The 25675-nt window shown below is 65.9% G+C and carries 22 protein-coding genes; 10 read left to right on the top strand and 12 right to left on the bottom strand.

The annotated features are described in order from the left end of the window. Positions 1 to 35: 35 nt before the first annotated feature. The 4 genes from ACT531_RS18435 to ACT531_RS18450 all read right to left on the bottom strand — a co-directional run bounded on the left by ACT531_RS18435 (position 36) and on the right by ACT531_RS18450 (position 4209). Entirely contained in the window at positions 36 to 1046 is a 1011-nt protein-coding gene (locus tag ACT531_RS18435) for a BMP family protein (protein WP_476018353.1), read from the bottom strand. 299 nt (positions 1047 to 1345) lie between these two features. After that, positions 1346 to 1975, bottom strand: a complete 630-nt coding sequence (upp, locus tag ACT531_RS18440; RefSeq protein WP_056062295.1) for a uracil phosphoribosyltransferase — start codon at positions 1973 to 1975, stop codon at positions 1346 to 1348. A gap of 83 nt (positions 1976 to 2058) precedes the next feature. After that, entirely contained in the window at positions 2059 to 3033 is a 975-nt protein-coding gene (locus ACT531_RS18445) for a threo-3-hydroxy-L-aspartate ammonia-lyase (protein ID WP_476018354.1), read from the bottom strand. Between the two features lie 201 nt (positions 3034 to 3234). Then, positions 3235 to 4209, bottom strand: a complete 975-nt coding sequence (locus ACT531_RS18450; protein WP_476018355.1) for a LysR family transcriptional regulator — start codon at positions 4207 to 4209, stop codon at positions 3235 to 3237. A 258-nt stretch (positions 4210 to 4467) separates the two neighbouring features. Between ACT531_RS18450 and ACT531_RS18455 the strand changes: the two genes are divergently transcribed. Both ACT531_RS18455 and ACT531_RS18460 read left to right on the top strand, forming a co-directional pair. Beyond that, positions 4468 to 5469 (top strand): tripartite tricarboxylate transporter substrate binding protein BugE, encoded by a 1002-nt coding sequence (locus ACT531_RS18455; protein ID WP_015014280.1) that lies wholly within the window; start codon positions 4468 to 4470, stop codon positions 5467 to 5469. An 11-nt stretch (positions 5470 to 5480) separates the two neighbouring features. Next, the gene (locus ACT531_RS18460) at positions 5481 to 6929 is read left to right on the top strand and encodes a M20 family metallopeptidase (RefSeq protein ID WP_476018356.1); all 1449 of its coding nucleotides are present in this window, start codon (positions 5481 to 5483) and stop codon (positions 6927 to 6929) included. 53 nt (positions 6930 to 6982) lie between these two features. On the opposite strand, the gene ACT531_RS18465 is transcribed toward ACT531_RS18460, so the two are convergent. The 3 genes from ACT531_RS18465 to ACT531_RS18475 all read right to left on the bottom strand — a co-directional run bounded on the left by ACT531_RS18465 (position 6983) and on the right by ACT531_RS18475 (position 10541). Next, on the bottom strand, positions 6983 to 7825 hold the full coding sequence (locus ACT531_RS18465; protein WP_291444648.1) for an enoyl-CoA hydratase-related protein: 843 nt from the start codon (positions 7823 to 7825) through the stop codon (positions 6983 to 6985). A 180-nt stretch (positions 7826 to 8005) separates the two neighbouring features. Further along, entirely contained in the window at positions 8006 to 8818 is an 813-nt protein-coding gene (locus ACT531_RS18470; protein ID WP_476018357.1) for a glycine-rich domain-containing protein, read from the bottom strand. A gap of 184 nt (positions 8819 to 9002) precedes the next feature. Beyond that, positions 9003 to 10541, bottom strand: a complete 1539-nt coding sequence (locus tag ACT531_RS18475) for a helicase HerA-like domain-containing protein (protein WP_110958796.1) — start codon at positions 10539 to 10541, stop codon at positions 9003 to 9005. Positions 10542 to 10782: 241 nt separating this feature from the next. Between ACT531_RS18475 and ACT531_RS18480 the strand changes: the two genes are divergently transcribed. The 7 genes from ACT531_RS18480 to rng all read left to right on the top strand — a co-directional run bounded on the left by ACT531_RS18480 (position 10783) and on the right by rng (position 17690). Further along, a complete protein-coding gene (locus ACT531_RS18480) occupies positions 10783 to 11502 on the top strand; it encodes a YebC/PmpR family DNA-binding transcriptional regulator (RefSeq protein ID WP_015014275.1) in 720 nt (239 codons plus the stop codon). A gap of 115 nt (positions 11503 to 11617) precedes the next feature. Further along, positions 11618 to 12898, top strand: a complete 1281-nt coding sequence (purD, locus tag ACT531_RS18485) for a phosphoribosylamine--glycine ligase (protein WP_015014274.1) — start codon at positions 11618 to 11620, stop codon at positions 12896 to 12898. Further along, positions 12898 to 13869, top strand: a complete 972-nt coding sequence (hemF, locus tag ACT531_RS18490; RefSeq protein ID WP_476018358.1) for an oxygen-dependent coproporphyrinogen oxidase — start codon at positions 12898 to 12900, stop codon at positions 13867 to 13869. Before purD ends, hemF begins: the two co-directional genes overlap by 1 nt. Positions 13870 to 14062: 193 nt before the next feature. Next, positions 14063 to 14911 (top strand): ribosome silencing factor, encoded by an 849-nt coding sequence (rsfS, locus tag ACT531_RS18495; RefSeq protein WP_476018359.1) that lies wholly within the window; start codon positions 14063 to 14065, stop codon positions 14909 to 14911. 81 nt (positions 14912 to 14992) lie between these two features. Then, positions 14993 to 15460 (top strand): 23S rRNA (pseudouridine(1915)-N(3))-methyltransferase RlmH, encoded by a 468-nt coding sequence (gene rlmH / locus ACT531_RS18500; RefSeq protein ID WP_476018360.1) that lies wholly within the window; start codon positions 14993 to 14995, stop codon positions 15458 to 15460. 100 nt (positions 15461 to 15560) lie between these two features. After that, positions 15561 to 16175 (top strand): Maf family protein, encoded by a 615-nt coding sequence (locus ACT531_RS18505; RefSeq protein WP_060987548.1) that lies wholly within the window; start codon positions 15561 to 15563, stop codon positions 16173 to 16175. Positions 16176 to 16199: 24 nt separating this feature from the next. Further along, positions 16200 to 17690 (top strand): ribonuclease G, encoded by a 1491-nt coding sequence (gene rng, locus ACT531_RS18510; protein ID WP_209819763.1) that lies wholly within the window; start codon positions 16200 to 16202, stop codon positions 17688 to 17690. Positions 17691 to 17717: 27 nt separating this feature from the next. Here the strand turns inward: rng and ACT531_RS18515 are convergent, their stop codons facing one another. Beyond that, complete coding sequence (locus ACT531_RS18515) at positions 17718 to 18326, bottom strand: glutathione S-transferase family protein (protein ID WP_476018361.1); 609 nt, start codon at positions 18324 to 18326, stop codon at positions 17718 to 17720. Positions 18327 to 18420: 94 nt separating this feature from the next. Here ACT531_RS18515 and ACT531_RS18520 point away from each other — a divergent pair, with 94 nt between their 5' ends. After that, a complete protein-coding gene (locus ACT531_RS18520) occupies positions 18421 to 19386 on the top strand; it encodes a helix-turn-helix transcriptional regulator (RefSeq protein ID WP_476018362.1) in 966 nt (321 codons plus the stop codon). A gap of 7 nt (positions 19387 to 19393) precedes the next feature. On the opposite strand, the gene ACT531_RS18525 is transcribed toward ACT531_RS18520, so the two are convergent. The 4 genes from ACT531_RS18525 to kdpB form a co-directional block, all read right to left on the bottom strand. Further along, entirely contained in the window at positions 19394 to 20116 is a 723-nt protein-coding gene (locus tag ACT531_RS18525; RefSeq protein ID WP_476018363.1) for a response regulator, read from the bottom strand. A gap of 21 nt (positions 20117 to 20137) precedes the next feature. Continuing rightward, positions 20138 to 22864, bottom strand: a complete 2727-nt coding sequence (locus ACT531_RS18530; protein ID WP_476018364.1) for a DUF4118 domain-containing protein — start codon at positions 22862 to 22864, stop codon at positions 20138 to 20140. 67 nt (positions 22865 to 22931) lie between these two features. Further along, a complete protein-coding gene (kdpC, locus tag ACT531_RS18535; RefSeq protein WP_343735783.1) occupies positions 22932 to 23549 on the bottom strand; it encodes a potassium-transporting ATPase subunit KdpC in 618 nt (205 codons plus the stop codon). 51 nt (positions 23550 to 23600) lie between these two features. After that, the gene (kdpB, locus tag ACT531_RS18540) at positions 23601 to 25667 is read right to left on the bottom strand and encodes a potassium-transporting ATPase subunit KdpB (protein WP_476018365.1); all 2067 of its coding nucleotides are present in this window, start codon (positions 25665 to 25667) and stop codon (positions 23601 to 23603) included. Positions 25668 to 25675: the final 8 nt, after the last annotated feature.

The following is a 25675-nucleotide window of genomic DNA, read 5'->3' on the forward strand; positions in this document are numbered from 1 at the left end:
GGGCAAGCGGGCAGGGCGCCCACCGCCCGCCGTGCTTACTTGGCCGTCGATTTGGGCTGGCTGTCGTCCACCTTCACGGTGAACTTGCCGGCCAGGATGTCGGCCTCCTTGGCCTTGACCTTGGCGACGATGTCGGCAGGCACCTTCTTCTCGAACGTGCCCAGGGGCGCGAGTTCAGAGCCCTTGTGCTTCATCATGGAGTACGGGCCGTAGTCCTCGGCGGTGAACTTGCCTTCCTTGACCAGCTTGAGCGCGCGGTCGATGCTGGGCTCCATGTGCCAGATGGCCGATGCCACCACCGTATCGGGGTATTGCGGCTGTGTGTCGATCACGTTGCCGATGGCGAGCTTGCCCTTTTCCTTGGCCGCATCGCTCACACCAAAGCGCTCGGCGTAGAGCACGTCAGCGCCTTTGTCGATCATGGCGAAGGTGGCTTCCTTGGCCTTGGGGGGATCAAACCAGCTGTTGATGAAGGTGATGGTGAACTCGACCTTGGGGTTGGTCTCCTTGGCGCCCGCCATGAAGGCGTGCATCAGGCGGTTGACCTCGGGGATGGGGAAGCCGCCGACCATGCCAATCTTGTTCGTCTTGGTCATGCCGCCGGCCACCATGCCGCTGAGGTAGGCGGGCTCCTGGATGTAGTTGTCGAACACGCTGAAGTTGGGCGCCTGCGGTTTGCCGGAGGAGCCCAGCAGGAAGGACGTCTTGGGGAAGTCTTTGGCCACCTTGCGGGCGGCGGCTTCCACCGCAAAGGCCTCGCCCACGATGAGCTGGTTGCCGCCGGTGGCGTACTCGCGCATCACGCGCTCGTAGTCGGCGTTGCTGACGTTTTCGCTGGCCTTGTATTCGATCTCGCCGCGTGCTTCGGCGGCCTTCAGGGCCTTGTGGATGCGGCTGACCCATTGCTGTTCAAAAGGCACCGTGTAGATCGCCGCGACCTTGAGCTTGGACTGCGCGAAGGCCAAAGAGGGCGCCATCGCCATGGCGGCCGAGAGGGCCATGGAGGTGCAGAGCAGGCGTCCGGTGAAGATGCGGCGAGTGGTCATGGTGGGGTTCCTTCAGACAAGCAAACAAGGAGGTTGGGTGTGCTGCTACCAAGCAAGGAGCGCGCCAGTCGGTGGCGGTGTAACTGCAAACCAGCGGCAAGTCTGCCAGAGGAAAGCCACCAGTTGGTAAAAAAATGGTGCGTGCGTGCAGAGCTTCCGAAAATCAGCCTGCGGTACCCCACCAGGGTAGGGCCCGCAATGGGCTGCTACGCAACGCAGAGAGGCACAGTGACGAAAAAAAGCCACCGCTGGGCGGCAAGCCCTGCGGTGGCTGGTGCACGGGCGCTGACGCTGTGCGCTTATTTGGTGCCAAAAATGCGGTCGCCCGCATCGCCCAGGCCCGGCAGGATATAGCCGTGGTCGTTCAGCTCGCGGTCGATGGCGGCGGTGAAGATCGGCACGTCCGGGTGGGCCTTTTGCAGCGTGGCCACGCCTTCAGGGGCGGCCAGCAGGCAGACGAACTTGATGGAGCGGGGGTTGAGCTTTTTCAGGCGGTCCACGCAGGCTGCGGCCGAGTTGCCCGTGGCCAGCATCGGGTCCACCACGATGATGTCGCGCTCGTCCATTTCGGACGGCATCTTGAAGTAGTACTCCACGGGCTGCAGCGTGGCCGGGTCGCGGTACAGGCCGATGTGGCCCACACGGGCGCCGGGCACCACGTTGAGCATGCCGTCCAGAAAGCCGTTGCCCGCCCGCAGGATGGAGACCAGCACCAGCTTCTTGCCGTCGATCATCTTGCCGGTCATGGTCTCCAGCGGGGTTTCGATCTGCACATCCTGCAGCGGCATGTCGCGGGTCACTTCATACGCCATCAGTGTGGACAGCTCGCCCAGCAGGCGGCGAAAGCTGTTGGTGCTGGCGTCTTTCTTGCGCATCAGCGTGAGCTTGTGCTGGACGAGGGGGTGGGTGATGACGGTGACGTTGCTCATGGGGAACCTGAAAGGAGAAGGGCAGAGGCCTCGGTGCCGATGCACCGGCGCGCTCTGCCGCGCGGTGAGTAAAAAAGTGGGGGCTAGTCTGCCAGAAACCGTGCCAGCCGCGACAAATCGACGTTGCCGCCGCTGATGAGGATGCCGACGCGCGCGCCATGGATGTCCACGTTGCCGTGCTGGGCCCCAGCGAAGGCCAGGGCGCCTGTGGGCTCGACCACGATCTTCATACGCTCGGCAAAAAAGCGCAGGGACTCGACCAGTTGCTCGTCGGTGGCGGTGACCATGTCGTCGGCCAGGCGCTGGATGATGGGGAAGGTGAGCTGGCCCAGCGCCTGGGTTTGTGCGCCGTCGGCAATGGTGTGGGGCGTGGGGATCTGCACCACATGCCCGGCTTTGAACGACTGCTGGCCGTCGTTGCCCGCTGCGGGCTCCACCCCTACCACCCGGCATTGCGGTGCGAGCGCCTCGGCGGCGAGCAGGCTGCCGGCCAACAGGCCACCGCCGCCGACGCAGACGAACAAGTAGTCCAGGTCGGGCACTTCTTCAAAAAGCTCTTTGGCCGCCGTGCCCTGGCCGGCGATGACATGGGGGTGGTCGAACGGGGGCACCAGCGTCATGCCGCGCTCCAGCGCCAGGCGGCGGCTGATGGCCTCGCGGTCTTCGGTGTAGCGGTTGTAGGTGACGACCTGGGCGCCGTAGTCGCGCGTGGCGGCCATCTTGGAGGCGGGGGCATCCTCGGGCATGACGATGGCGGCGGGCATGTCCAGCAGCCGGGCCGACAGCGCAATGGCCTGGGCGTGGTTACCGGCCGAGAATGCGAGCACGCCGCGTTCGCGCTGCTCGTCGGTGAACTGGGCCAGGGTGTTGAATGCGCCCCGGAACTTGAAGGCGCCGGTGCGCTGTAGGTTCTCGCACTTGAAGAACAGCTGGGCGCCCAGCCGCTCGTCGGCAGTGCTGGAGCGCAGCACGGGCGTGCGGTGCGCCATGCCCTTGAGCCGGTGCGCGGCAGCGGCCACATCGTCGTAGGTGGGTAGGGGAGCGGTGTGCTCGGTCATAGCGGTGTCCTCGCTGCGGGGCGCAGCCTGCCCCTGGTGGGTACATGATAGCCCGTCAAGCAGATTGTTGGCATAAGAATGGCCGCTACCGCTTGATGGTTGGGTGATATTTGCTATCAAATGCGTAGTGATGGCAGAGCTGCGCAGCCCTGCCAGCGACGGTAGGTAACGGCACGGCATGTGTGGGGCTTGGCCATCGCGCTACCTGTTTCGCCAGCTTTTGAGCATCCGGATCAGCATGGCGGGTATTTGCTCGCGCCGGTGCACCACGCCCAACGGGGGGAGGGGGCTGCTCAACTGCACATCCAGCTGGCACAGCTGCGCGCCCGACGGCAGCACGGGCGCAATGCTCTGGGGGACCAGCGCCACGGCATCAGGCTGGTTCAGCAGGCTGGCGAACACGGGGAGCGAGACGGTCGACACCGGGAACTGCAGCGCATCGGGCAGGGCCGCCAGCACTTCACGCTCGAAGATCTCGCGCACGGCGATGGTGGCGGTGGGCAGCACCCAGCGTGAATCCTTGAGCGCCGAGAGCGCGATGCCCCGGCGCTTGGCCAAGGGATGGCGGGTGCTGGCCATGATCACCGGTTCATCGGGCTGCAGCGGCTTGAAAACGTACGACGCTGGCAGCAGCACCGGCTCGCGGCAGAACACCGCGTCGAGCCCGCCGTTGAGCAAGAGCGGCAGCAGCCGTTGGCTTGAGTCCTCCTCGACGTCGATGTGCACCCGGGGCTGGGTTTTGTAGAACTCTGCGAGCAAGGGCGACAGGATGGCCTGCGTGGCCGCGGGGGTGGCGCCCAGGCGCAGTGCAGCGGCAGCGCCGCGCCGGATGGCGGCCAGAGACTCTGCCGCTTCCTCCAGCGCGGCGAGCACTCCGCGGGCTGTGTCTACCAGCGTCTGGCCCGCCAGCGTGGGCCGGATGCCCCGCGCATGGCGCTCGAAGAGGCGCACGCCCAGGATGCGCTCCATCTCTGCCAGCGCCTGCGTGGCGGCGGACTGGCTCATGTGCAGTGAAGCGGCGGCCTGCAGGACGGAGCCGCACTGCTGCAGCGCCACCAGCAGCTGCAACTGGCGCAGGCGCGCGTGGCGGGCCAGGCGGGCATAGAGCACCTGCCCTTGCGGGGGCGCGGGGTCGTCCAGGTTGTCGGAATCGGTGGGTGGGGTTGAGAGGGCCATGGGGCTCCTGTCCAGACTGGCGAATAAGGAGAATAGATAGAGATCCGGCAGCAGCGTGACTCGCCACTGCGATGGTTGCTATCCCGTCGGAGCTATCGACAAGGCTTATACCTTTCGAAGAATACCGCGACCTGCAGAGAGTCTGAAATTCCTATAGTCGATATCAGTAGCAGGCATGCCCGGTGGCCCTGCGCACCGTGCCCTTCCCGCTGATCCAGACCCATCCATCCATTCACGAAAGCGCTACCCATGTCCACAATGACTTCGTTTCTGGCACGGCGGACCGTTGTGTCCACACTGTGCGCCGCAGCTGCCTGCGCCCTGCTGGTGGCAGCCCCGGCAGCGCAGGCTGCAGACAACTACCCGAGCAAGCCTGTGAAGCTGATCGTGCCGTTTGCCCCCGGTGGCTCCACCGACATCGTGGCCCGCGTGGTGGCCGAGGGCATGCGCGCCAGCCTGGGGCAATCGGTGGTGGTGGACAACAAGGCGGGTGCTGGCGGCCTGCTGGGCACCGAGACCATCGCCCAGTCTGCGCCCGACGGCTACACCATCGGCATGGCCACGGTGAGCACGGCCACGGTCAACCCTTCCATCTTCACCCGCGCGGCCAAGCTGGAGGGCAAGCTGGTACCGGTGGTCAAGCTCGTGACTGTGCCCTCGGTCTACATGGTGCACCCTAGCATGGGCGTCAAGGACTTCCAGGGCTTCATGGCCAAGGTTAAAGCCAAGCCCGGCGACTACAGCGTGGGCGTGCCCGGCCTCGGAACGCTGGGCCACCTCATGATGGCGTCGTTCAACGAGACCTTGAAGACCGATATCCAGATCGTTCCCTACCGTGGCAATGGCCCCGCGCTCAACGATGCCCTGGCAGGCATGGTGCAGGTGATGGCAGACCAGCTGCCCTCGGCCATGCCGCACATCAAGGGCGGCAAGCTGGTGCCCATGGTGCTAGCCGCCGACCGCCGCGTGTCCGAGCTGCCGGATGTGCCCACCTTCAAGGAGCTGGGCCACGCCGACCTCAATGAGCTGGGGATGAGCTGGTTCGGGTTGGTTGTGCCTGCGGGTACGCCTGCGCCCATCATCAAGCGGCTGCAGGACGCGGCGGTCAGCGCCTTGCGTTCGCCCGATGTGCAAGGCCGCCTCAAGACCATGGGTGCGACAGCGGTGGAGATGGACCAGAGCAAATTTGCATCGCAGATCGCCGCTGACCTCCAGCGCAACAAGGCGCTGCTGGACAAGCTGGGCGTGAAGCCTGAATAAGGGGCGGTGCGATGACTGCTGCCGTGCAATCGATTCAGGATCTGCAGGATTTTTTTGACCGTGAGAGGCCCCGGATGGCGGGGCTGGCCGACAGAGTGTGGTCCCTGGCCGAGCTGCGCTACGCCGAGCGCGGGTCTGCCCAGCTGCACATCGACGGGCTGGCCGCAGCGGGCTTTCGGATCACGCGCGACGTGGCCGGTATCTCCACCGCGTTCATGGCGGAGTGGGGCGACGAAGGCCCGGTGCTGGCCTTTCTGGGCGAGTACGACGCGCTCTCGGGCCTCAACCAGCAAAGCGGTGCGCTGGTGTGCCAGCCGTCCGTGGACAGCCCCGGCCTGGCCGGGCACGGCTGCGGCCACCATCTGCTGGGCACCTCGGCACACTTTGCCGCCATTGCGTTGCAAGAGCACCTGCGCCGCTCGGGCCAGCAGGCGCGCGTGCGGTTCTACGGCTGCCCGGCCGAAGAAGGTGGCTCGGGCAAGACCTTCATGGCACGCGCAGGGGTCTTCGATGATGTGGACACGGCGCTGACGTGGCACCCGGGCAGCTTTACCGGGGTGCTGAGCCAGGCCACGCTGGCCAATGTGCAGGCGCGTTTTGTCTTTCACGGGCGCGCCTCGCACGCGGCCCACTCGCCGCACCTGGGCCGCAGTGCCCTGGATGCAGTGGAGTTGATGAATGTCGGTGTGAACTACATGCGCGAGCACATGCCTGCGGATGCGCGGGTCCACTATGCGGTCACCGACTCGGGCGGGTTATCACCCAACGTGGTTCAGGCGCGCGCCGAGGTGCTGTACCTGATCCGCGCACGCAACAACCGCGATGCCGCCGAGCTGTATGAGCGTGTGCAGAACGTGGCGCGTGGTGCTGCCTTGATGACGGATTGCCGTGTCGAAATCGTGTTCGACAAGGCCTGCTCCAACCTGCTGCAAAACCGCACGCTGAACCAGGTGATGTACGCGCAGATGCAGGCACTGGGGCAGCTGAAGGTCGATGCCGCGCAGCACAAGCTGGCGGGGGATTTTCAGGCGACGCTGGACGCTGCCGATGTCGAGCAGGTCAGCCGCCCGCTGGCCAGTGTGCTGCGGGGCAAGATGCCGGCGATCTTCGAAGGCATCGCGCCCTACGACCCTGCCGTCGAGGAAACCCTGTTCGGCTCAACCGACGTGGCGGACGTGAGCTGGATCACCCCCACCGTGCAGGCCTGGGTGGCCTGCTACGCCTTCGGCACGCCGTTGCATTCATGGCAGATGGTGTCGCAAGGGCAGTCCGGGCTGGCACACGCGGGCATGGTGCACGCAGCGCAAATCCTGGCCGCCACGGCGATTGTGTTGCTGGAGCAGCCGGAGCTGATCGAGCAGGCCAAGGCAGAATTGCTGCAGCGCCGAGGTGGCCAGCCTTATGTCTGCCCCATCCCGGCAGATGCTCCGTTGCCGAGCCAGCCGCGCGCTGCGGGTTGATGGGACCACCGTGATTCGCCTGCGGCGGCGCCTGCCAGTGCTTGTTCAGCGCATCAACCCAGTTCGCTGAACCGCTGCAGCGGTGTGAGGGCCGGGAACTCGCCCGCGCGTTTTTGCTTCATGGCCGTGACCGATTCGCGCACATGCTGGTTGCTCCAGATGGCGCCCTGCAGCCAGCCCATCTGGCGCAGGCTGTCTTCCACGCTGTGGTCGCGCGCGTAGTTCACGGCCTGCTTGGTGCCCCAGATGGCCACCGGGGGTTTGGACGCGATCTCCTTGGCGCATTGCAGTGCGGCGGCCACGCAGGCCTCCTGCGTGTCGAACACCTCGTTGACCAGGCCGTAGTCCAGGGCCTTGGCCGCGCTCAGGCGGCGGCCGGTGTAGGCCAGCTCCTTGACCACACCCAGCGGGATGAGCTTGGGCAGGCGCTGCAGCGTGCCCACGTCGGCCACCATGCCGATGTTGATTTCCTGGATGCAGAAGAACGCATCCTGTGTGGCGTAGCGGATGCAGCCTGCCGTGACCATGTCTACCGCACCGCCGATGCAGCCGCCATGGATGGCCATGATCACCGGGATGCGCAGGTTGTCGATGCGGGTGAAGGTGGCCTGCATGTCGGTCAGCAGGTCGAAGATGGCGGCCCGGCCCTCGGGGCTCTGGTCGTCCATAGTGATGGCGCCGCCAAAGGTCTCCAGTGCCATGCCTGCGCTGAAATGTTTGCCGGTGCTGCTGATGACCAGCGCCCGCGCCTCGCCCGCCTGGTGCAGCTGGGCCAGCACCGTGTCCAGCTCGCGCCAGAAGGTGGGGTGCATGGTGTTCATGGCCTCGGGTTTGTTCAGAACCAAGTGGGCCACGTGGTCAGTGATGCTGAGGGAAAAGCAGGTGAGGGTGTTCATGGGGTGCCACTGTAGACCGGTGGGCACAGGCGCAGTCGTCGCCTGGGTGACTGGGCGTGATTTCAGGTAATTTTGGCTGTAGGCGCTAGTGCATCAAGCCTGGTTAGCTATCAAAAAGAGAGTGATTGGGGCTGGCTTTGTGCCGCCGGCGGGGGCGATTGGGTCGGGTGGACCAGGCGCTCAGTCCCCGCCGCCGCCACAACCGCCGCCGTCGCCCCCGCCATCCCCGCCGCCGTCACTGCCTGCATCCGAACTCTCGGCGCCGCCAAAGTCGCCCGAGCTGCCGCTGTAACTGCCGTCCGAAAAACTGGTGCCGCAGTAGCTGTCGCCGCCGCTGCTGCCGGCGTCGCTCTTGCGCGCGATGTCGGAGCAATCGGGCACGTAGCTGAAGCCCCCGGCAATCGCGAACTTGGCGTCCAGCGCAAACAGCAGGGGCAGGCGGCTGGGCGCCTTGGGGTCGATGGACTCTTCCTTGCACACCCAGTACCAGCAGCGGCGCAGGCCGTCGTTGTGGCGCGCCTTGTGGCCCAGCGCCTCGGCGGGGGTGTGGTGCAGGAAGAACCCCAGCGCGTTCTGGCACCACAGCTTGTACGCCTGGGTGTGCAGGATGAACTCGTGCCACAGCGCATCGACCGCCTTGGAGGGCATGGCCACAAACTGCTGATTGCTGCGCAGGCAGGCCATGAAGAACTGGCGCAGGCCGCGTTCCACCAGTTCACAGTCGCGGGTGCTCAGGTGGGGGTAGGTTTCGCGCAGCTTGCGCTGCAGAAAGCGGGGCAGGGGAGCCTCGCGGATGTAACGCTGGCGCACGGCGTTGGTCCACTGGATCACCAGCGCCGTGAATATCACGGTGGCAATGAAGTACAGGACCCAGGGCCAGCGCAGGCGCCAGGCACCGGCAAAGATGCCGAGGATGGCTGCCACCCACACCCCAATGGCCAGCAGCATGACCTTGCCGCCCCAGCGCAGCAGAACGTTTTCGATCCGTGTCATCGTCCCTCCTTCTTTTTGTTGTTGTGTATGGCGATTTCACGGCAGCCATGTGACTGATTTGTGACGACTTGCGGGGTGTCGTCAACCCGTCACAGGCGCCATGTGCTGTGCTTTTGCTAGAGAGGCAAGCCGCAGGGGGCGGGAGAGGCGCCGGTTGATGACGCCGGGCGCCATACCAACGGAGTTAACGGCGCTTGCTGCCGCCGCCAAAGATGCCGCCCAGCACGCCCCGCAGAATCTCCTTGCCAATTGTGGTGCCCATGGTACGCACGGCGGACTTGGCCATGGTCTGCGCTAGGCCGTCGCGTTTGCCGCCGCGTGGGCCGGTGCTGCCAAACAGCACATCGTTCAGCCCGCCCAGCAGGCCGCCGCCTTCTTCGGCGGGCGTGCCGGCGGTCACCTTGCCGTTGCCACCGCCCGATGCATTGCCTGCCTGCGTGCCGGCTTCAGCTGCGCGGCCCTTGAGTTTTTCGTAGGCGGACTCGCGGTCCACCATTTTTTCGTACACACCCGCCACCAGCGAGCCGGCCATCAGCGTCTGGCGCTGCTGCGGGGTGATGGGGCCGAGCTGGCTGCCGGGGGGTAGCACAAACACGCGCTCGGTCACGCTGGGGCGGCCCTTGGCGTCCAGAAAGCTCACCAGCGCCTCGCCCACGGCCAGCTCGGTGATGGCGGTTTCGATATCCAGGCCCGGCTTTTGCCGCATGGTGGTGGCCGTGGCCTTCACGGCCTTCTGATCGCGCGGGGTGAAGGCGCGCAGCGCGTGCTGCACACGGTTGCCCAGCTGGGCGAGCACGCTGTCGGGGATGTCGAGCGGGTTCTGGGTGACGAAATACACGCCCACGCCCTTGGAACGCACCAGGCGCACCACCAGCTCAATGCGCTCGATGAGCACCTTGGGCGCCTCGTTGAACAGCAGGTGGGCCTCGTCGAAGAAGAACACCAGCTTGGGCTGCTCGGGGTCGCCGATTTCGGGCAGTTGCTCGAACAGCTCAGACAGCATCCACAAGAGGAACGTGGCGTACAGGCGCGGTGAGTTCATCAGCTTGTCCGCCGCCAGGATGTTGACCACGCCATGGCCGTCCACCGTCTGCATGAAGTCCTGGATGTTGAGCATGGGCTCGCCAAAGAACTTGTCGCCGCCTTGCTGCTCGATCTGAAGCAGCCCGCGCTGGATGGCGCCCACGCTGGCGGCGCTGACGTTGCCGTATTCGGTGGTGAACTCCTTGCTGTTGTCACCCACGTACTGCAGCATGGCGCGCAGGTCTTTCAGGTCCAGCAGCAGCAGGCCGTTGTCGTCGGCGATCTTGAACACCAGATTGAGCACGCCCAGCTGGGTCTCGTTGAGGTTGAGCATGCGGCCCAGCAGCAGCGGGCCCATGTCGGACACCGTGGCGCGCACCGGGTGGCCCTGCTCGCCGAACACGTCCCACAGTGTGGTGGGGCAGGCCAAGGGTTCTGGAAGATCCAGGCCGCGCTCTTTGAGCACCGCTGCCAATTTGTCGCCGATCTTCCCGGGCTGGCTGGCGCCAGTCAGGTCGCCCTTCACGTCGGCCATGAACACCGGCACGCCAATGCGCGAGAAGTTTTCGGCCAGGGTTTGCAGCGTCACGGTCTTGCCGGTGCCGGTGGCGCCGGTGATAAGCCCGTGGCGGTTGGCCAGGCCGGGCAACAGGTGGCATTCGATGGTGTCGTGCTTGGCAATCAGGAGGGGGTCAGCCATTTCGGGTTTCCTCGGGGTGAGGGAACCTCTGCACGCGTCGCGCGCCGTGTGCATCTGCGGTCTCGGGCGGTCTGCTGCGTTACAAATGCTCGCAATAGCTGCGGCTATTGCTGCGCTTTGTGCCTGGCAGCCCATCCCGACCCGCAGCGCACACTTTCCGCGCGACGCGTGCAGAGGTTCCCTGTGTTCAGCAAAAAGTAAAATCCACCGACTAGATTAAATCAATACAAAAGGACTTCTCGTGGCAGGACACAGCAAATGGGCGAATATCCAGCACCGCAAAGGGCGCCAGGATGAAAAACGCGGCAAGATCTGGACCCGCATCATTCGTGAAATCACTGTAGCCGCCCGTGCCGGTGGCGGTGACCTGTCTGCCAACCCCCGCCTGCGCCTGGCGGTGGACAAGGCCAAGGCGGCCAACATGCCCGCCGACCGCATCAAGTACAACATCGACAAGGCCACGGGTAACGCCGAAGGCCTGACCTACGAAGAAATCCGCTACGAAGGCTACGGCATTGGCGGCGCGGCCATCATGATCGACACCATGACCGACAACCGTGTGCGCACCGTGGCCGAAGTGCGCCACGCGTTCAGCAAACATGGTGGCAACATGGGCACCGAAGGCTCGGTGGTCTTCCAGTTCAAGCACTGTGGCCAGCTGATTTTTGCCCCCGGAACCAGCGAAGACAAGGTGATGGAAGTGGCGCTGGAGGCGGGCGCCGAAGACGTGGTGACCGACGAAGACGGCGCGGTGGAGGTGCTGACTGCCCCGGCCGACTTTGAAGCCGTGAAAAACGCGCTGGAGGCCGCTGGCCTGACGGCCGAAGTGGCGGGCGTGACCATGCGGCCTGAAAACACCATCGAGCTGACCGGCGAAGACGCCGCCAAGATGCAAAAGCTGCTGGACGTACTGGAAGACCTGGACGACACCCAGGAGGTCTACCACAACGCGGCGCTGTGACTTTGCACCCGTTGATCACCGCTTTTTTTCTTGCCCTGACCTGTTTTCCGACTGATATTCCCCCGAACCCCACCCAGCAGCGCAGCGCTCTGGGCCGGGTTCACCAAAGGCTCCTATGAAAGTACTTGTGATTGGTGGCGGCGGCCGTGAACACGCGATGGCGTGGAAACTGAGCCAGTCCCCCAAGGTGACCAAGGTGTATGTGGCACCCGGCAACGGTGGCACGGCCCTGAACCCCAAGCTCGAAAACGTGGCGATCTCCGACGTGCGCGAACTGCGCACCTGGGCCCAGGCCGAGAAGATCGCGCTGACCGTGGTGGGCCCCGAGGCGCCGCTGGCCGCCGGTGTAGTCGATGAGTTCCGCGCCCACGGCCTGCGCATCTTCGGCCCCACCAAGGCGGCTGCGCAGCTGGAAAGCTCCAAGGCGTTCAGCAAGGCCTTCATGCGCCGCCATGGCATCCCCACGGCCGACTATGACACCTTCACCGACCCGGCAGCCGCCCACGCCTTTGTGGACCGCCTGGGCGCGCCCATCGTCATCAAGGCCGACGGCCTGGCAGCGGGCAAGGGCGTGGTGGTGGCGATGACGCTGCAAGAGGCCCACGACGCCGTGGACTTCATGCTGGTGGACAACAAATATGGCGTGACGCACAACGAAGGCGGCGCGCGTGTGGTGATCGAGGAATTCCTCGAAGGCGAAGAAGCCAGTTTCATCGTGTTGTGCGACGGCAAGAACGTTCTGGCGCTGGCCACCAGCCAGGACCACAAGCGCCTGAAGGACGGCGACGAAGGCCCCAACACCGGCGGCATGGGCGCCTACTCGCCCGCGCCCGTGGTCACGGCCGACGTGCATGCCCGCGCCATGCGCGAGATCATCCTGCCCACCATCCGCGGCATGGAAAAGGATGGCATTCCTTACACCGGCTTCCTGTATGCCGGTTTGATGATCGATGCCAAGGGCCAGCCCAAGACGCTCGAATTCAACTGCCGCATGGGCGACCCGGAGACGCAGCCCATCCTGATGCGCCTGAAGAGCGATTTCAGCGACGTGATGGCCGCTGCTGCCGACGGCAAGCTCGACCAGATGGAACTGCAATGGGACCGCCGCACCGCGCTGGGCGTGGTCATGGCCGCCCATGGCTACCCGGAGAACCCGCGCAAGGGTGACCCGATCACCGGCCTGCCGGCTGAGGCGGACGATGCCGTGGTGTTCCACGCGGGTACGCAGCTCAAGGACGGCGTGGTGAGCGTGACGGGTGGCCGTGTGCTGTGCGTTACCGTGCTGGCCGACAGCGTCAAGCAAGCGCAGCAACGTGCGTACGACGTGGCGCGTGGCATCCAGTTTGATGGCGCGCAGTACCGCCGCGACATCGGCTTCCGTGCCCTGAAAAGCTGATGGCAGACGCCCAGACTTTGAACCCCGCCGACACGGTGGCCCGTGTGCGCGCGTACCTGGTGGGCCTGCAGGCGCGCATCACCGACGCGCTGGAATCCGTGGAAGGCGAGGGCGGTGCCCGTTTTCTGGCCGATGCCTGGAGCAAGCCGCCCGGCGAGCCGCTGCAGGGCGACGGCATCACCAAGATCATGGAAGGCGGCCGCGTGTTCGAGCGTGCCGGTTGTGGCTTCAGCCACGTACGCGGCCCGCAACTGCCGCCCTCGGCCACGCAGCACCGGCCCGAGCTGGCGGGTGCACCGTTCGAGGCCATGGGCGTGTCGCTGGTGTTCCACCCGCGCAACCCCTATGTGCCCACGGTGCACATGAACGTACGCATGATCGCCGCCGGCCATCCGGGGCAGGCGCCCACCTGCTGGTTTGGTGGGGGCATGGACCTCACGCCGTACTACGGGTTTGAAGAGGATGCGGTGCACTTTCACCGTACCTGCCGCGACGCGCTGGCGCCGTTTGGCGACGACAAGTACCCGCGCTTCAAGCAATGGTGCGATGAATACTTTTACCTCAAGCACCGCAGCGAGCAGCGCGGCGTGGGTGGCGTGTTCTATGACGACTTCTCGGAACTGGGCTTCGAGCAGAGCCTAGCCATGACGCAGTCGGTGAGCGACGCGTTCCTGAGCGCTTATCTGCCCATCGTCGAGAAGCGCCAGGGCACGCCCTACGGCAAGCGCGAACGCGACTTCCAGCTGTACCGCCGGGGCCGCTATGTCGAGTTCAACCTGGTGTGGGATCGGGGCACGCACTTCGGCCTGCAGTCGGGCGGGCGCACCGAGTCCATCCTGCTGTCTATGCCGCCGCTGGTGTCGTGGTCCTACCAGCGCTCTGACGCGGCCGATTCGGCCGAAGCTGAACTCACGCAGCGCTTTTTGGTGCGGCGCGACTGGCTTGCGGAGGGGGCTGTCCCTGCGTCCTGAAAGCCGTGAAAAGCGCAAAAGCTATAATTTCAATAGCTGCCCGCGCTTTTCACATGAGCGCAAGAGGCCAAAAACACCTCACACTGCTGCAGCGCCCCAGCACAACACCCGGGCAACACCCAAGGCTCAGCCCGCTGGCTGTGCGCTGCGTTGCACGCTATATTGATTCCATTCCCTCTCTAATCACCGCCTGATGACCACCTCCACCAAATCGGAAACCGCCGCCAAAAAAGACGTCACCAAACTCCAGCGCGCCATCGTTGATGGCCTGGAAGACGTCAAGGCGCAAGACATCCAGGTTTTCAACACCGAGCATCTCTCGCCGCTGTTTGAACGGGTGATCGTGGCATCGGGTACCTCCAATCGCCAGACCAAGGCACTTGCCGCCAGCGTGCGCGATGCGGTGAAGGAAGCCGGTTTCAGCAAGCCCCGCATCGAAGGCGAGGACAACGGCGAATGGATCATCGTGGACTGCGGCCCGGCCGTGGCGCACATCATGCAGCCCGCCATCCGCCAGTACTATCGTCTGGAAGAGCTGTGGGGCGATACCCCCGTGCGCCTGAAGCTGGGCGCCGCCAAGCCCCAGTCCAGCGCCGCCACCGAACTGGCCGAGAAGAAGTCGGCCCAGAAGGCTGCCAAGGCCGCAGGCAAGGCGCCCGCCAAGAAGGCCGCGACCTCCACTGTGGCCGCCCGTTCAGGCAAGGCCACCGTCAAGGCGGTCGCCAAGACCGCCGCGAAGACTGCAGCCAAAACAGCACCGAAGCCTGCAGCAAAAACTGCGGCCAAGGCCGCACCAACAAAGTCTGCCGCCAAGACCAGCGCTACCAAGCCAGCCAGCAAGACCACAGGCGCAGTAGCCGCCAAGAAGCCCGCCACCAAGACTCCCGTCAAGACCGTGGTGGTCAAGCCCACTGGCGCCAAGAAGCCCGCTGCCAAGAAGTCGCCGGCAGCCAAGTCCCCTGCACGCGCTGCCGCCAAGCCAGCTTCCGCATCGGGCTCCAAGCCGGCGGCCAAGAAGGCGCCTGCTCGCAGCAAGGGCTGATCCAGCTCCGCTGCCGCGCGCTCACTGTGCTCACTATGGGCGTTCCGCAGCGGCCTCTCCCACACGCATCCAGATTGATCCATGAAGCTGCTGATCGTGGCGGTAGGGCAGCGGGTGCCCGACTGGGCGCAGACCGCGTACGACGACTACGCCAAACGTTTCCCGCCTGAACTCAAGGTCGAACTCAAGGCCGTCAAGACCGAGCCTCGCGGCTCCAAGACGCTGGAGACACTCTACGCCGCGGAGCGCGAGCGCATCGAGGCCGCCATTCCGCGCGGCACGCGCGTGGTGGCACTGGACGAGCGCGGCACCAACCTCACCACCAAGGCCCTCGCCGAACGGCTCAAGGGCTGGCAGCTGGGCGGTGACGATGTGGTGCTGGTCATCGGCGGCCCCGACGGGCTGGACCCCGCCTTTCGGCAGGCGGCGCACGAGCGGATTCGCCTGTCGGACCTGACCCTGCCGCACGCCATGGTGCGCGTGCTGCTGATCGAGCAGCTCTACCGCGCCTGGTCGGTGAATGCCGGGCATCCCTACCATCGTGAATGAAGCAGGCCCTTTGTGATGCTGGTCTGTGTTACTCCTGTTTTCATAGCTGCTAGCGCTTGATGAATAAGCGCTAGAGCCGATTTTTATTCAAAATCCGTTCATGCCCGACTTCATCTACCTCGCCTCCCAAAGCCCACGCCGTCGCCAGTTGCTTGAACAGCTGGGCGTGCGGCACGAGCTGCTGCTGCCCAATGTGGAGGGTGACGAGGCGGAGGACGCCGAAGCCATCGAGGTGGTGCTGCCCGGCGAGGCGCCCACGGCCTATGTGGAACGCGTGACCGCTCTCAAGCTTGACGCGGCCGTAGCCCGGCGCGCGCGGCGCCAGTTGCCCGATGCGCCCATCCTGTGCTCCGACACCACTGTGGCGCTGGGCCGTACCATCTACGGCAAGCCGGACGATGCCGCCCATGCGGCGCGCATGCTGGCCGAGCTGGCGGGCCACGAGCACCGCGTGCTCACCGCCGTGGCGCTGCAGGTGGGGGCCAAGCGGCTGACGGCCCTGTCGGTGTCGCGCGTCACCTTCGCTGCCATGACCTCGGCGCAGATCGATGCGTATGTGGCCACGGGCGAGCCGCTGGGCAAGGCGGGTGCCTACGGCATCCAGGGCAGGGCGGCGGCGTATGTGGAACACCTGGCGGGCAGCTATTCGGGCATCATGGGGCTGCCGATGTACGAGACCGCACAGCTGCTCCGTGCCGCAGGCTTCCCCCTATAAGCAAGAACAACAGGTTCCAGAGCCATGCAACAAGACATCCTGATCAACTGGTCGCCCCAGGAAACCCGTGTGGCCATCGTCGAGCACGGCGCCGTGCAGGAGCTTCATGTGGAGCGTACGCTGGAGCGTGGCTTGGTGGGCAACGTCTACCTGGGCAAAGTCTCGCGCGTGCTGCCCGGCATGCAGTCCGCTTTCATCGACATCGGGCTGGAGCGCGCGGCCTTCTTGCATGTGGCCGATGTGTGGCAGCGCCAGCCCGATGGCGAGCCACCCGCTTTCGCCCGCAAGAACGAGCCACAGGTGCCCATCGAAAAGCAGGTATTCGAAGGCCAGGCGCTCATGGTGCAGGTCATCAAGGACCCCATCGGCACCAAGGGCGCGCGGCTGTCCACGCAGATCAGCATCGCAGGTCGCCTGCTGGTGTTTTTGCCGCAGGACGACCATGTGGGCGTGTCGCAGAAGATTCCGCCCGCCGAGCGCGATGCTCTGCGCGCGCGGCTGCAGGCGCTGGTGGGCGACAAGTCCACGGGCGGTGGCGGCGGCTTCATCCTGCGCACCAATGGCGAAGACTCCACCGATGCCGAGCTGGCTGAAGACATTGCCTACCTGCGCAAGACCTGGGCGCGCATCAAGGAGGCATCGCTCAAGCTGCCCGCCATGTCGCTGCTGCACCAGGACCTGGACCTGCTGCAGCGCGTACTGCGCGACCTGGTGGGCGACCACACGCAGACCATCCGTATTGATTCGATGGAGCAGTTCCAGCGCCTGCGCGCGTTCGGGCAAGAGTTCATGCCCGCAGCCGCCGGCAAGCTGCAGCATTACAAGGGCGAGCGCCCCATTTTTGACCTGTACTCCATCGACGAAGAGGTGGCCAAGGCCCTGGGCCGCAGGGTCGATCTGAAGTCGGGCGGCTACCTTATCGTGGACCAGACCGAGGCACTGACCACCATCGACGTGAACACCGGCGGCTACGTGGGTGCGCGCAATTTTGACGACACCATCTTCAAGACCAACCTGGAGGCTGCGCAGGCTATTGCGCGCCAGCTGCGCCTGCGCAACCTGGGCGGCATCATCATCGTGGACTTCATCGACATGGTGCGCGAAGACCACCAGCAGGCCGTACTGTCGGAGTTCAAAAAGCAGCTGGCCCGCGACCGGGTCAAGACCATGTCGTCCGGCACCTTCTCGCAACTGGGCCTGGTGGAGATGACGCGCAAGCGCACCCGCGAATCCCTGGCCCACATGCTGTGCGAACCCTGCGAGGTGTGCCAGGGCAAGGGCAGCGTGAAGACTGCGCGCAGCGTGTGCTACGACATCCTGCGCGAGATCCTGCGCGAAGCCCGCCAATTCAACCCGCGCGAGTTTCGGGTGGTGGCGTCGGCCCGGGTGGTGGAGCTGTTCCTGGACGAAGAGAGCCAGCACTTGGCTGGCCTCTCGGACTTCATCAAAAAGCCCATCTCGCTGCAGGCCGAAAGCGCGATGGGGCAGGAGCAGTACGACATCGTGCTGCTGTAACAGCACTCTTGATCGACGGAGGGCCTCTCAGGCCTCGATCTGCATGGCTGGGCGCGCCTGTACCCGGGCCAGCCACGCTTGCACATGCGGATGTGCGTTGACAGGGGCACCCAGGTACTGGCTGTAGCCGACCACTGAGCCCACCACCAGATCCACCAACGAGTAGTTGGCCCCCAGCATCCAGGGTTGCTGGGCCAGTCGCGCGTCCAGCAGGGCCAGCAACTCGCTCAGCTGGCGCAGAACGGCCTCTGCCTGGGCTGCGTTGCGCCACACCGCTTCGCCCTGGGTGGCCACGTGCAGGCGCCCCACGAGCGCGCCATAGGTCACATACGACCAAGTGCACCACGACAGGGCCTGTAACGCCTCGGGCGTGCCGCCAGCGGGCCACAGGCCGCGCTCCACGCCAAAACGGTGGCCCAACCACAGGTGGATGGTCAGGGCCTCAAACATCGGCGCGCCGTCCACCGTCAGCGTGGGCACCTTGCCGTTCGGGTTGAGGGCGAGGTAGTCGGGGCGGCGCTGCTCGCCGGTGCGGATGTCGATCTTGATGCGCTCATGCGGCACACCCAGCTCGGCCAGGGCGCAGGCGATGGGGGTGGCGCTGGACATGGGGTGCCAGTAAAGGACGATGGACATGAAGAACTCCTTGCAAGTGGTGGAAGAAAAGCTGGAGCCACTGTAAGAACCATTGCGGACAGTTTCGGTCCTCGATTCAAAGTATAGTGGCGGCATGCTCACTTCATCCACACGGCTGTTGCGCCTGCTGTCACTGTTGCAAACCCGCAGCCACTGGATGGGGCCCGAGTTGGCCGAGCGGCTGGAAGTGCACCCGCGCACGCTGCGGCGCGACATCGACCGCCTGCGGCAGCTGGGCTACCCGGTGCAGGCCAGCAGCGGTGTGGCGGGCGGCTATGCGTTTCGGGCCGGACAGGCGCTGCCCCCGCTGCTGCTGGACGATGAAGAAGCCCTGGCCGTGTCGATTGCGCTGCGCACCGCCACTGCAGGTGCCGTGGGCGGCATTGAAGAACCCGCCTTGCGCGCCTTGGTGAAACTGGAGCAGGCCATGCCCCTGCGGCTGCGCGAGCAGGTGGACGCGTTGCGCTCCACCATCCTGCCGCTGGACCGCACGGGGCCGGTGGTGGAGGCCTCGTTGCTGGCTACGCTGGCGTCGGCCTGCCGCGACCAGTTGCGGCTAGGTTTTTCGTACGAAGACGGTAAGGGGCGCGCTACCCAGCGCTCGGTAGAGCCGCAGGGCGTGGTGCATACCGGCATGCGCTGGTACCTGGTGGCGTGGGACTGCGACCGTGGCGACTGGCGCACCTTTCGCATCGACCGCATGGTGGCAAAGCCGGAAGTTGGCGCGCATTTTGTGCCGCGCCCTGGGCCGGACGGCGGCGACCTCAAGGCCTACGTAACGCGCTCCATCACCGTGGCGCCGCACCCCGACCAGGCGCGGGTGGTGCTGCACGCGCCCTACGCAGAAATGGCGCGGCGCATTCCGCAGTCTGCCGGTGTGGTCACCACGCTGGCCGATGGGCAGCAGTGCCAGCTGGAATGCGCCGCCAGCGATGCCCTGGTGTTCTGGCTCATGGCGCTGGATGTGGAGTTCGAGGTGCTGGCGCCCGCGTCGCTGCAGCAGCGGCTGCGCGTGGCGGGGGAGCGGGCTTTGCGCTGCACTGGTGCGCGCAGTTCGTGAGTGGGCGTCAGGGTACGAACCGGTACCCGATACCCGCCTCGGTCCGCAAGTGCCGGGGCATGGAGGCGTTTTCCTCCACCTTCTTGCGCAGGTTGGCCATGTGCACGCGCACGTAGTGCGTGTCTTCAGCATGGCCTGGGCCCCACACGGCCTTGAGGAGCTGTGCGTGGGTGATGACGCGGTCGGGCTGGGAGGCCAGGTAGGTGAGCAGCTTGTATTCGATGGGCGTGAGGTGCAGGGCCTCGCTGTCATTGCCTTCACCATTGCCGCCTGTGCTGCGCTCCACGGTGCGGCGGGCCAGGTCCACGGTGATGGCCCCGAACTGGATGACGGGCGTGGCTTCGGCGCCGGATGCGCGCTGGCTGCGGCGTAACTGGGCGCGCACGCGGGCCATCAGCTCGCCCGAGCCAAAGGGCTTGACCAGGTAGTCGTCGGCCCCCGCGTCCAGCGCTGCGATCTTGCTCGCCTCGGCGCTGCGGGCTGAGAGCACGATGATGGGCATGGCCGACCAGGTGCGCAGGTCGCGGATCAAGTCCACACCGTCGCCATCGGGCAGGCCCAGGTCCAGCACCACCAGGTCGGGGCGGCGGGTACCGGCCTCTATCAGGCCGCGTTGCAGGGTGGCGGCCTCGTGCACGGTGTGGCCTTCGCTCTCCAGCGTCAGGCGCACAAAGCGGCGGATGTCGGCTTCGTCTTCAACGATGAGGATGTGGGTGGGCAGGTCGGTCATGGGGGTTGCTGGGCCGCGCGGTCAAACTTCGCTGGTGGTGTCTGCATCGGTGCCTAGGTCGGTGGGCGGTGTGCCGCGTGGCAGCAGCAGCGTAAAGCGCGCACCTGCAGGCTGCCCCTGGGCGTTGTGGATCGTATCGCCCCGGATGCTGCCGCCATGCGCCTGCACGATGGCGCGGCAGATCGCCAGCCCCAGGCCCACACCGGGTGTGGCGCTTTCGCGGGCTCCGCGCTCGAACTTTTCAAACAGCAGCTCTTCGCGGCCTTTGGGCAGCCCGGGGCCTTCGTCGGTGATGCTCAAGGCCACCGCGTCGCTGTGGGGCTGCGCGTTGATGTGGAGGGTGGTGTCTGCGGGGGTGTACTTGGCGGCGTTTTCCAGCAGGTTGACCAGCACGCGCTCCATCAGCACGGCGTCGATTTGCAGTAGCGGCAGGTCGCCCGGCAGGGTCACTTCGATACGGTGCGCGGCGATGGCTGGGGCGCAGGCGGCCAGGGCGCTGCCTACCACTTCTTCCAACGGCTGCCAGGCCTTGTTGAGCTGCACGGCCCCGGCCTCCAGGCGGGCCATGTCCAGCAGGTTGTTGACCAGCGCGCTCATGCGCTGGGCGGATTGCTGAATGGCGCCGGTCAGCTCTTGTTGGTGAGCGGGTAATGGTGGCTGCACCATGGCCAGCGATTCGGCCAGGCCGACCAGCGAGGCCAGCGGCGTGCGCAAATCGTGAGAGATGGCCGAGAGCAGCGAGTTGCGCAGCCGCTCGGACTCGATCTGCACGGTGCTCTTTTGCGCCACGTCGATGTAGTGGATGCGTTCGAGCGAAATGGCCAGCAGCGAGGCGCAGGTCTGCAGCAGGCGGCGCGGTTCTACGCCTGGTATTTGGCCTTGCGGCATGGCCACCACCAGCACGCCACGGATGCGCATGGGCGCCTTCAGGGGCAGCACCAGCGTGGGGCTGGAGTGCAAGGTGTCCGTGCCCCGGCCCGCAGGCTCGCCGCGCTCAAACGCCCATTGCGCCACAGCCATGTCCACGGGGGCGGTGCCACCGGGTAGCACCTGCAGGCGGTTGTCGTCGTCGGCCACCACCAGCGTGCTGCCCGCGCTGAATTCGCCGGTGATGAAGCGTGCGCCAATTTCCGCCACCTGTTCGGGCAGCAGCGCGGCCGACAAGTCACGCGCCATGTCGTACAGGCTGCGCACGCGGTGTTCGCGCTCTGTGGCGGCTTCGGCCTGCACCTTGAGCCCGGCGGTGAGCTGGCCCACCACCAGGGCCACCACGAGCATCACAGCGAAGGTGACCACGTATTGCGCATCGCTCACCGCAAAGTTGAAGCGGGGCGGCACAAAGAAAAAGTCAAAGAACCCCACTCCCAGGAACGCGGCCATGATGGCCGGGCCGCGACCAAAACGCAGCGCCACGCCCACCACAACCAGCAAGAACAGCATGACGATGTTGGTCAGCTCCAGCACGTTGGCCAGCGGTGTCGCAATGACAGCGGCGATGCAGCAGGCGAGCGCGGCGGCGATATAGCCCGGCCAGAACGCCGCGCGAGGGGCTGCGGTGCTGGTGCGGGGGGCTTTCCGGTCTGTAGCGGCATCGCGGCCAGGCAGTGCGCCCACCTGCAGCAGGTCCAGGTCGCTGGCACTTTGTCCGATCTGCTCGGCCAGCGTGGCCTGCCACGGCCAGCGCCGGGTGCTGCGCCCCATCACCACGCGCACCAGGTTGTGTTCACGTGCGTAGCGCACCAGGGCCTGTGCGGGCTGGGCGGCGGGCAGCACGGCGCAGGCGGTGGCGCCCAGTTGCTGGGCGATCTTCAGGGTGCGCTCCACCTGCGGGTGCAGGGTGGCCGACTGGCCTTGCTGCTCGGGCGTTTCCACATGCACGGCGTGCCAGGGCAGGTCGAGCTGGGCGGCCAAGCGGGCGCAACTGCGCACCACTTTTTCGGCGTTGTCGCCCGTGCCCACACAGGCCAGCAGGGCCTCGCGGTTGGGCCACACGGCCTCATGCGTGGTGCTGCTGGCGCGGCGGTAGGCGCGCATTTCGTCGTCCACCCGGTCGGCGGTGCGGCGCAGGGCCAGCTCGCGCAGGGCCAGCAGGTTGCCTTTGCGGAAAAAGTTGGCGGCGGCGCGCTCGGCCTGCTGGGGCAGGTAGACCTTGCCAGCTTTGAGGCGCGCCAGCAGCTCGTCGGGCGGCAGGTCCACCACCACCACTTCGTCGGCCGCGTCAAAGAACTGGTCGGGCACCGTCTCCCACACGCGGATGCCGGTGATGCCGCTGACGATGTCGTTCAGGCTCTCCAGGTGCTGCACGTTCATGGTGGACCACACGTCGATGCCTGCGGCCAGCAGTTCTTCGGCGTCTTGCCAGCGTTTGGGGTGGCGCGAGCCCGGTGCATTGCTGTGGGCCAGTTCGTCCAGCAGCACCAGGCCCTCGGGGTGCTCTGCGCCCCAGGCCAGGGCAGCGTCCAGGTCAAACTCGGGCAGGGTGCGGTCTTTGTAGGGCAGGGCGCGCAGCGGCAGGCGCGGCAGGTGGGCGGTCTGCGCGTCGGTGTCGGCGCGGCCATGCGTCTCGACCACGCCGATGGTGACGGGCGTGCCTTGCGCCTGCGCAGCGCGTGCTGCCGACAGCATGGCAAAGGTCTTGCCCACCCCCGCGCAGGCACCAAAGAACACCTTGAGCCGCCCGCGCTGCTGCTGGGCTTGCTCTTGCTGGATGCGCTGCAGCAGCGCGTCGGGGTCGGGGCGATCCTGCATGGGCACAGTGTATCCACCAATTTGATGTCGAATAGGCCTCAAGCGCTAGTATCAATTGCGCTGATAGCTATTTATTTGATAGCAAATCGAGTGCCAGATTCAAGGCCAAAACGTTCACACGCGGCTCACCCAGCAAGCCCAGCCAGGGGTTGTCGGTGTGCCGCAGCACCAGTGCCTGCACTTGCGCCACGGGCAGGCCCCGGGCGCGGGCCACTCGCTCGGTCTGGTAGGCGGCGGCTGCCGGGCTGATGTGCGGGTCCAGCCCGCTGGCCGATGCGGTGACCAGATCCACAGGAACGGGTTGGGTGTTGCCAGGGTCGGCGGCACGTAGGGCCTCGATGCGTGCCTTCACTGCCTCGGCCAGCGCCGGATTGGTGGGGCCCAGGTTGGAGCCACCCGAGGCTGACGCGTTGTAGGGCATGGGCGCGGTGGCCGAGGGGCGGCCCCAGAAGTGGCCGGGCTCGGTGAACGACTGGCCGATCAGCTCGGAGCCCACGGCCTTGCCACCCCGGGTGATCAAGCTGCCGTTGGCCTGGTGCGGGAAGGCTGTCTGCGCCACGCCCGTGACGGCCAGCGGGTACAGCAGGCCGGTGACGAGGGACAGCACTGCAAACAACGTGAGGGCGGGGCGCAACACGCCGCCGGTGCTGGCGGGTGCGTCGTCGCGGGGGATACGGATAGGCATATGTTTTTCCTTGTCAATGATTAGGGAGCTGTGTTGGCGAATGTGCTGCGATCAGGTCAACCCGGCTGCGGCCAGCACCATGTCAATCAGCTTGATGCCAATGAATGGCACCACCATGCCCCCTAGCCCGTAGATGGCCAGGTTGCGGCGCAGCAGCGCGGCTGCGCCCACGGCGCGGTAGGCCACGCCCCTCAGGGCCAGCGGGATCAAAAAGATGATGATCAGCGCGTTGAACACCACGGCGGACAGAATGGCCGAGGAGGGGCTGGCCAGATGCATGAAGTTCAGCGCCGACAGCTGCGGGTAGGTGGTGACAAACGCCGCCGGGATGATGGCGAAGTACTTGGCGATGTCGTTGGCAATGCTGAAGGTGGTGAGCGAGCCGCGCGTCATCAGCATCTGCTTGCCGGTCTCCACAATCTCTATGAGCTTGGTGGGGTTGCTGTCCAGGTCCACCATGTTGCCGGCCTCCTTGGCGGCCTGGGTGCCCGTGTTCATGGCCACGGCCACGTCGGCCTGGGCCAGGGCGGGCGCGTCGTTGGTGCCGTCTCCGGTCATGGCCACCAGCTGGCCGTTGGCCTGATAGCTGCGGATGAGCTGCAGCTTGGCCTCGGGCGTGGCCTCGGCCAGAAAGTCGTCCACACCTGCCTCTGCGGCAATGGCGGCGGCCGTCAGGCGGTTGTCGCCCGTCACCATCACGGTCTTGATGCCCATGCGGCGCAGCTCGGCAAAACGCTCCTTAATGCCGCCCTTGACCACGTCTTTGAGCTCCACCACGCCCAGCACCTGCGCGCCATCGGCCACCACCAGCGGGGTGCTGCCGCGGCGCGATACATCGTCCACCGCCGTCTGCACGGCGGTAGGGAAGCGCCCGCCCAGTGCCTCCACGTGCTTGCGGATGGCATCGGCCGCGCCCTTGCGCAGCAGGCGCGGGCTGGGCAGGTCTACCCCGCTCATGCGTGTTTGGGCAGTAAAGGGCACAAACTGGGCCTGCAGACTGGAGAGGTCGCGCTCGCGCAGGTTGAACTTCTGCTTGGCCAGCACCACGATGCTGCGGCCTTCGGGCGTTTCGTCGGCGAGCGACGCCAGTTGCGCCGCGCCTGCCAGAGCGGCCTCGGGCACCCCGGCGGATGGCAAGAAGGCGCTGGCCTGGCGGTTGCCCAGGGTGATGGTGCCGGTCTTGTCCAGCAGCAGCACGTCCACATCGCCTGCAGCCTCCACCGCGCGGCCCGAGGTGGCGATCACATTGGCCTGCATCATGCGGCTCATGCCCGCCACGCCAATGGCGCTGAGCAAGCCTGCAATCGTGGTGGGGATCAGGCACACCAGCAGGGCCACCAGCACCACCAGGCTCACAGGCTCGCCCGCGCCACTGGACTGCACGCTGAACAGCGAGAACGGCAGCAGCGTAACCACCACGCCCAGGAACACGATGGTCAGCGCCACCAGCAGGATGGTCAGCGCGATCTCGTTGGGTGTCTTGTGGCGCTTCGCGTTCTCGACCATGGCGATCATGCGGTCGACAAAGGTCTCGCCAGGGTTCACGGCCACGCGCACCACGATCCAGTCGGACAGCACGCGGGTGCCGCCGGTCACGGCCGAGAAGTCGCCGCCGGATTCGCGGATCACCGGGGCCGATTCGCCGGTGATGGCACTTTCGTCCACCGAGGCCACGCCATCGATCACCTCGCCATCGGCGGGAATGGTGTCACCGGCTTCCACCAGCACCACATCGCCTTTGCGCAGGTTGGCGGCCTCCAGCGGTAGCCAGGTCATCTCGGTGCGCGGGGTGGTGCGGTCAAACTGGCCGTCCAGCTTTTTGGCCCAGGTCTGCTTTTTCAGCCCGCGCAGCGAGGCCGCCTGGGCCTTGCTGCGGCCTTCGGCCATGGCTTCGGCAAAGTTGGCAAACAGCACAGTGAACCACAGCCACAGCGCCACGGCAGCGGTGAAGCCCTCGGGCTTGCTGGCGGCCAGCGCGGTGGTGAAGGCGCTGCCCACGTACACCACAAACATCACCGGGTTGCGCCATTGCACGCGCGGGTCCAGCTTCTTGAAAGCCTCCAGCAGCGCGGGGCGTACCAGGGCGGGGTCGAACAGGGTCAATGTTTTGCGAGTCATCACAATCT

This window comes from Acidovorax sp. DMC1 (assembly GCF_056314325.1).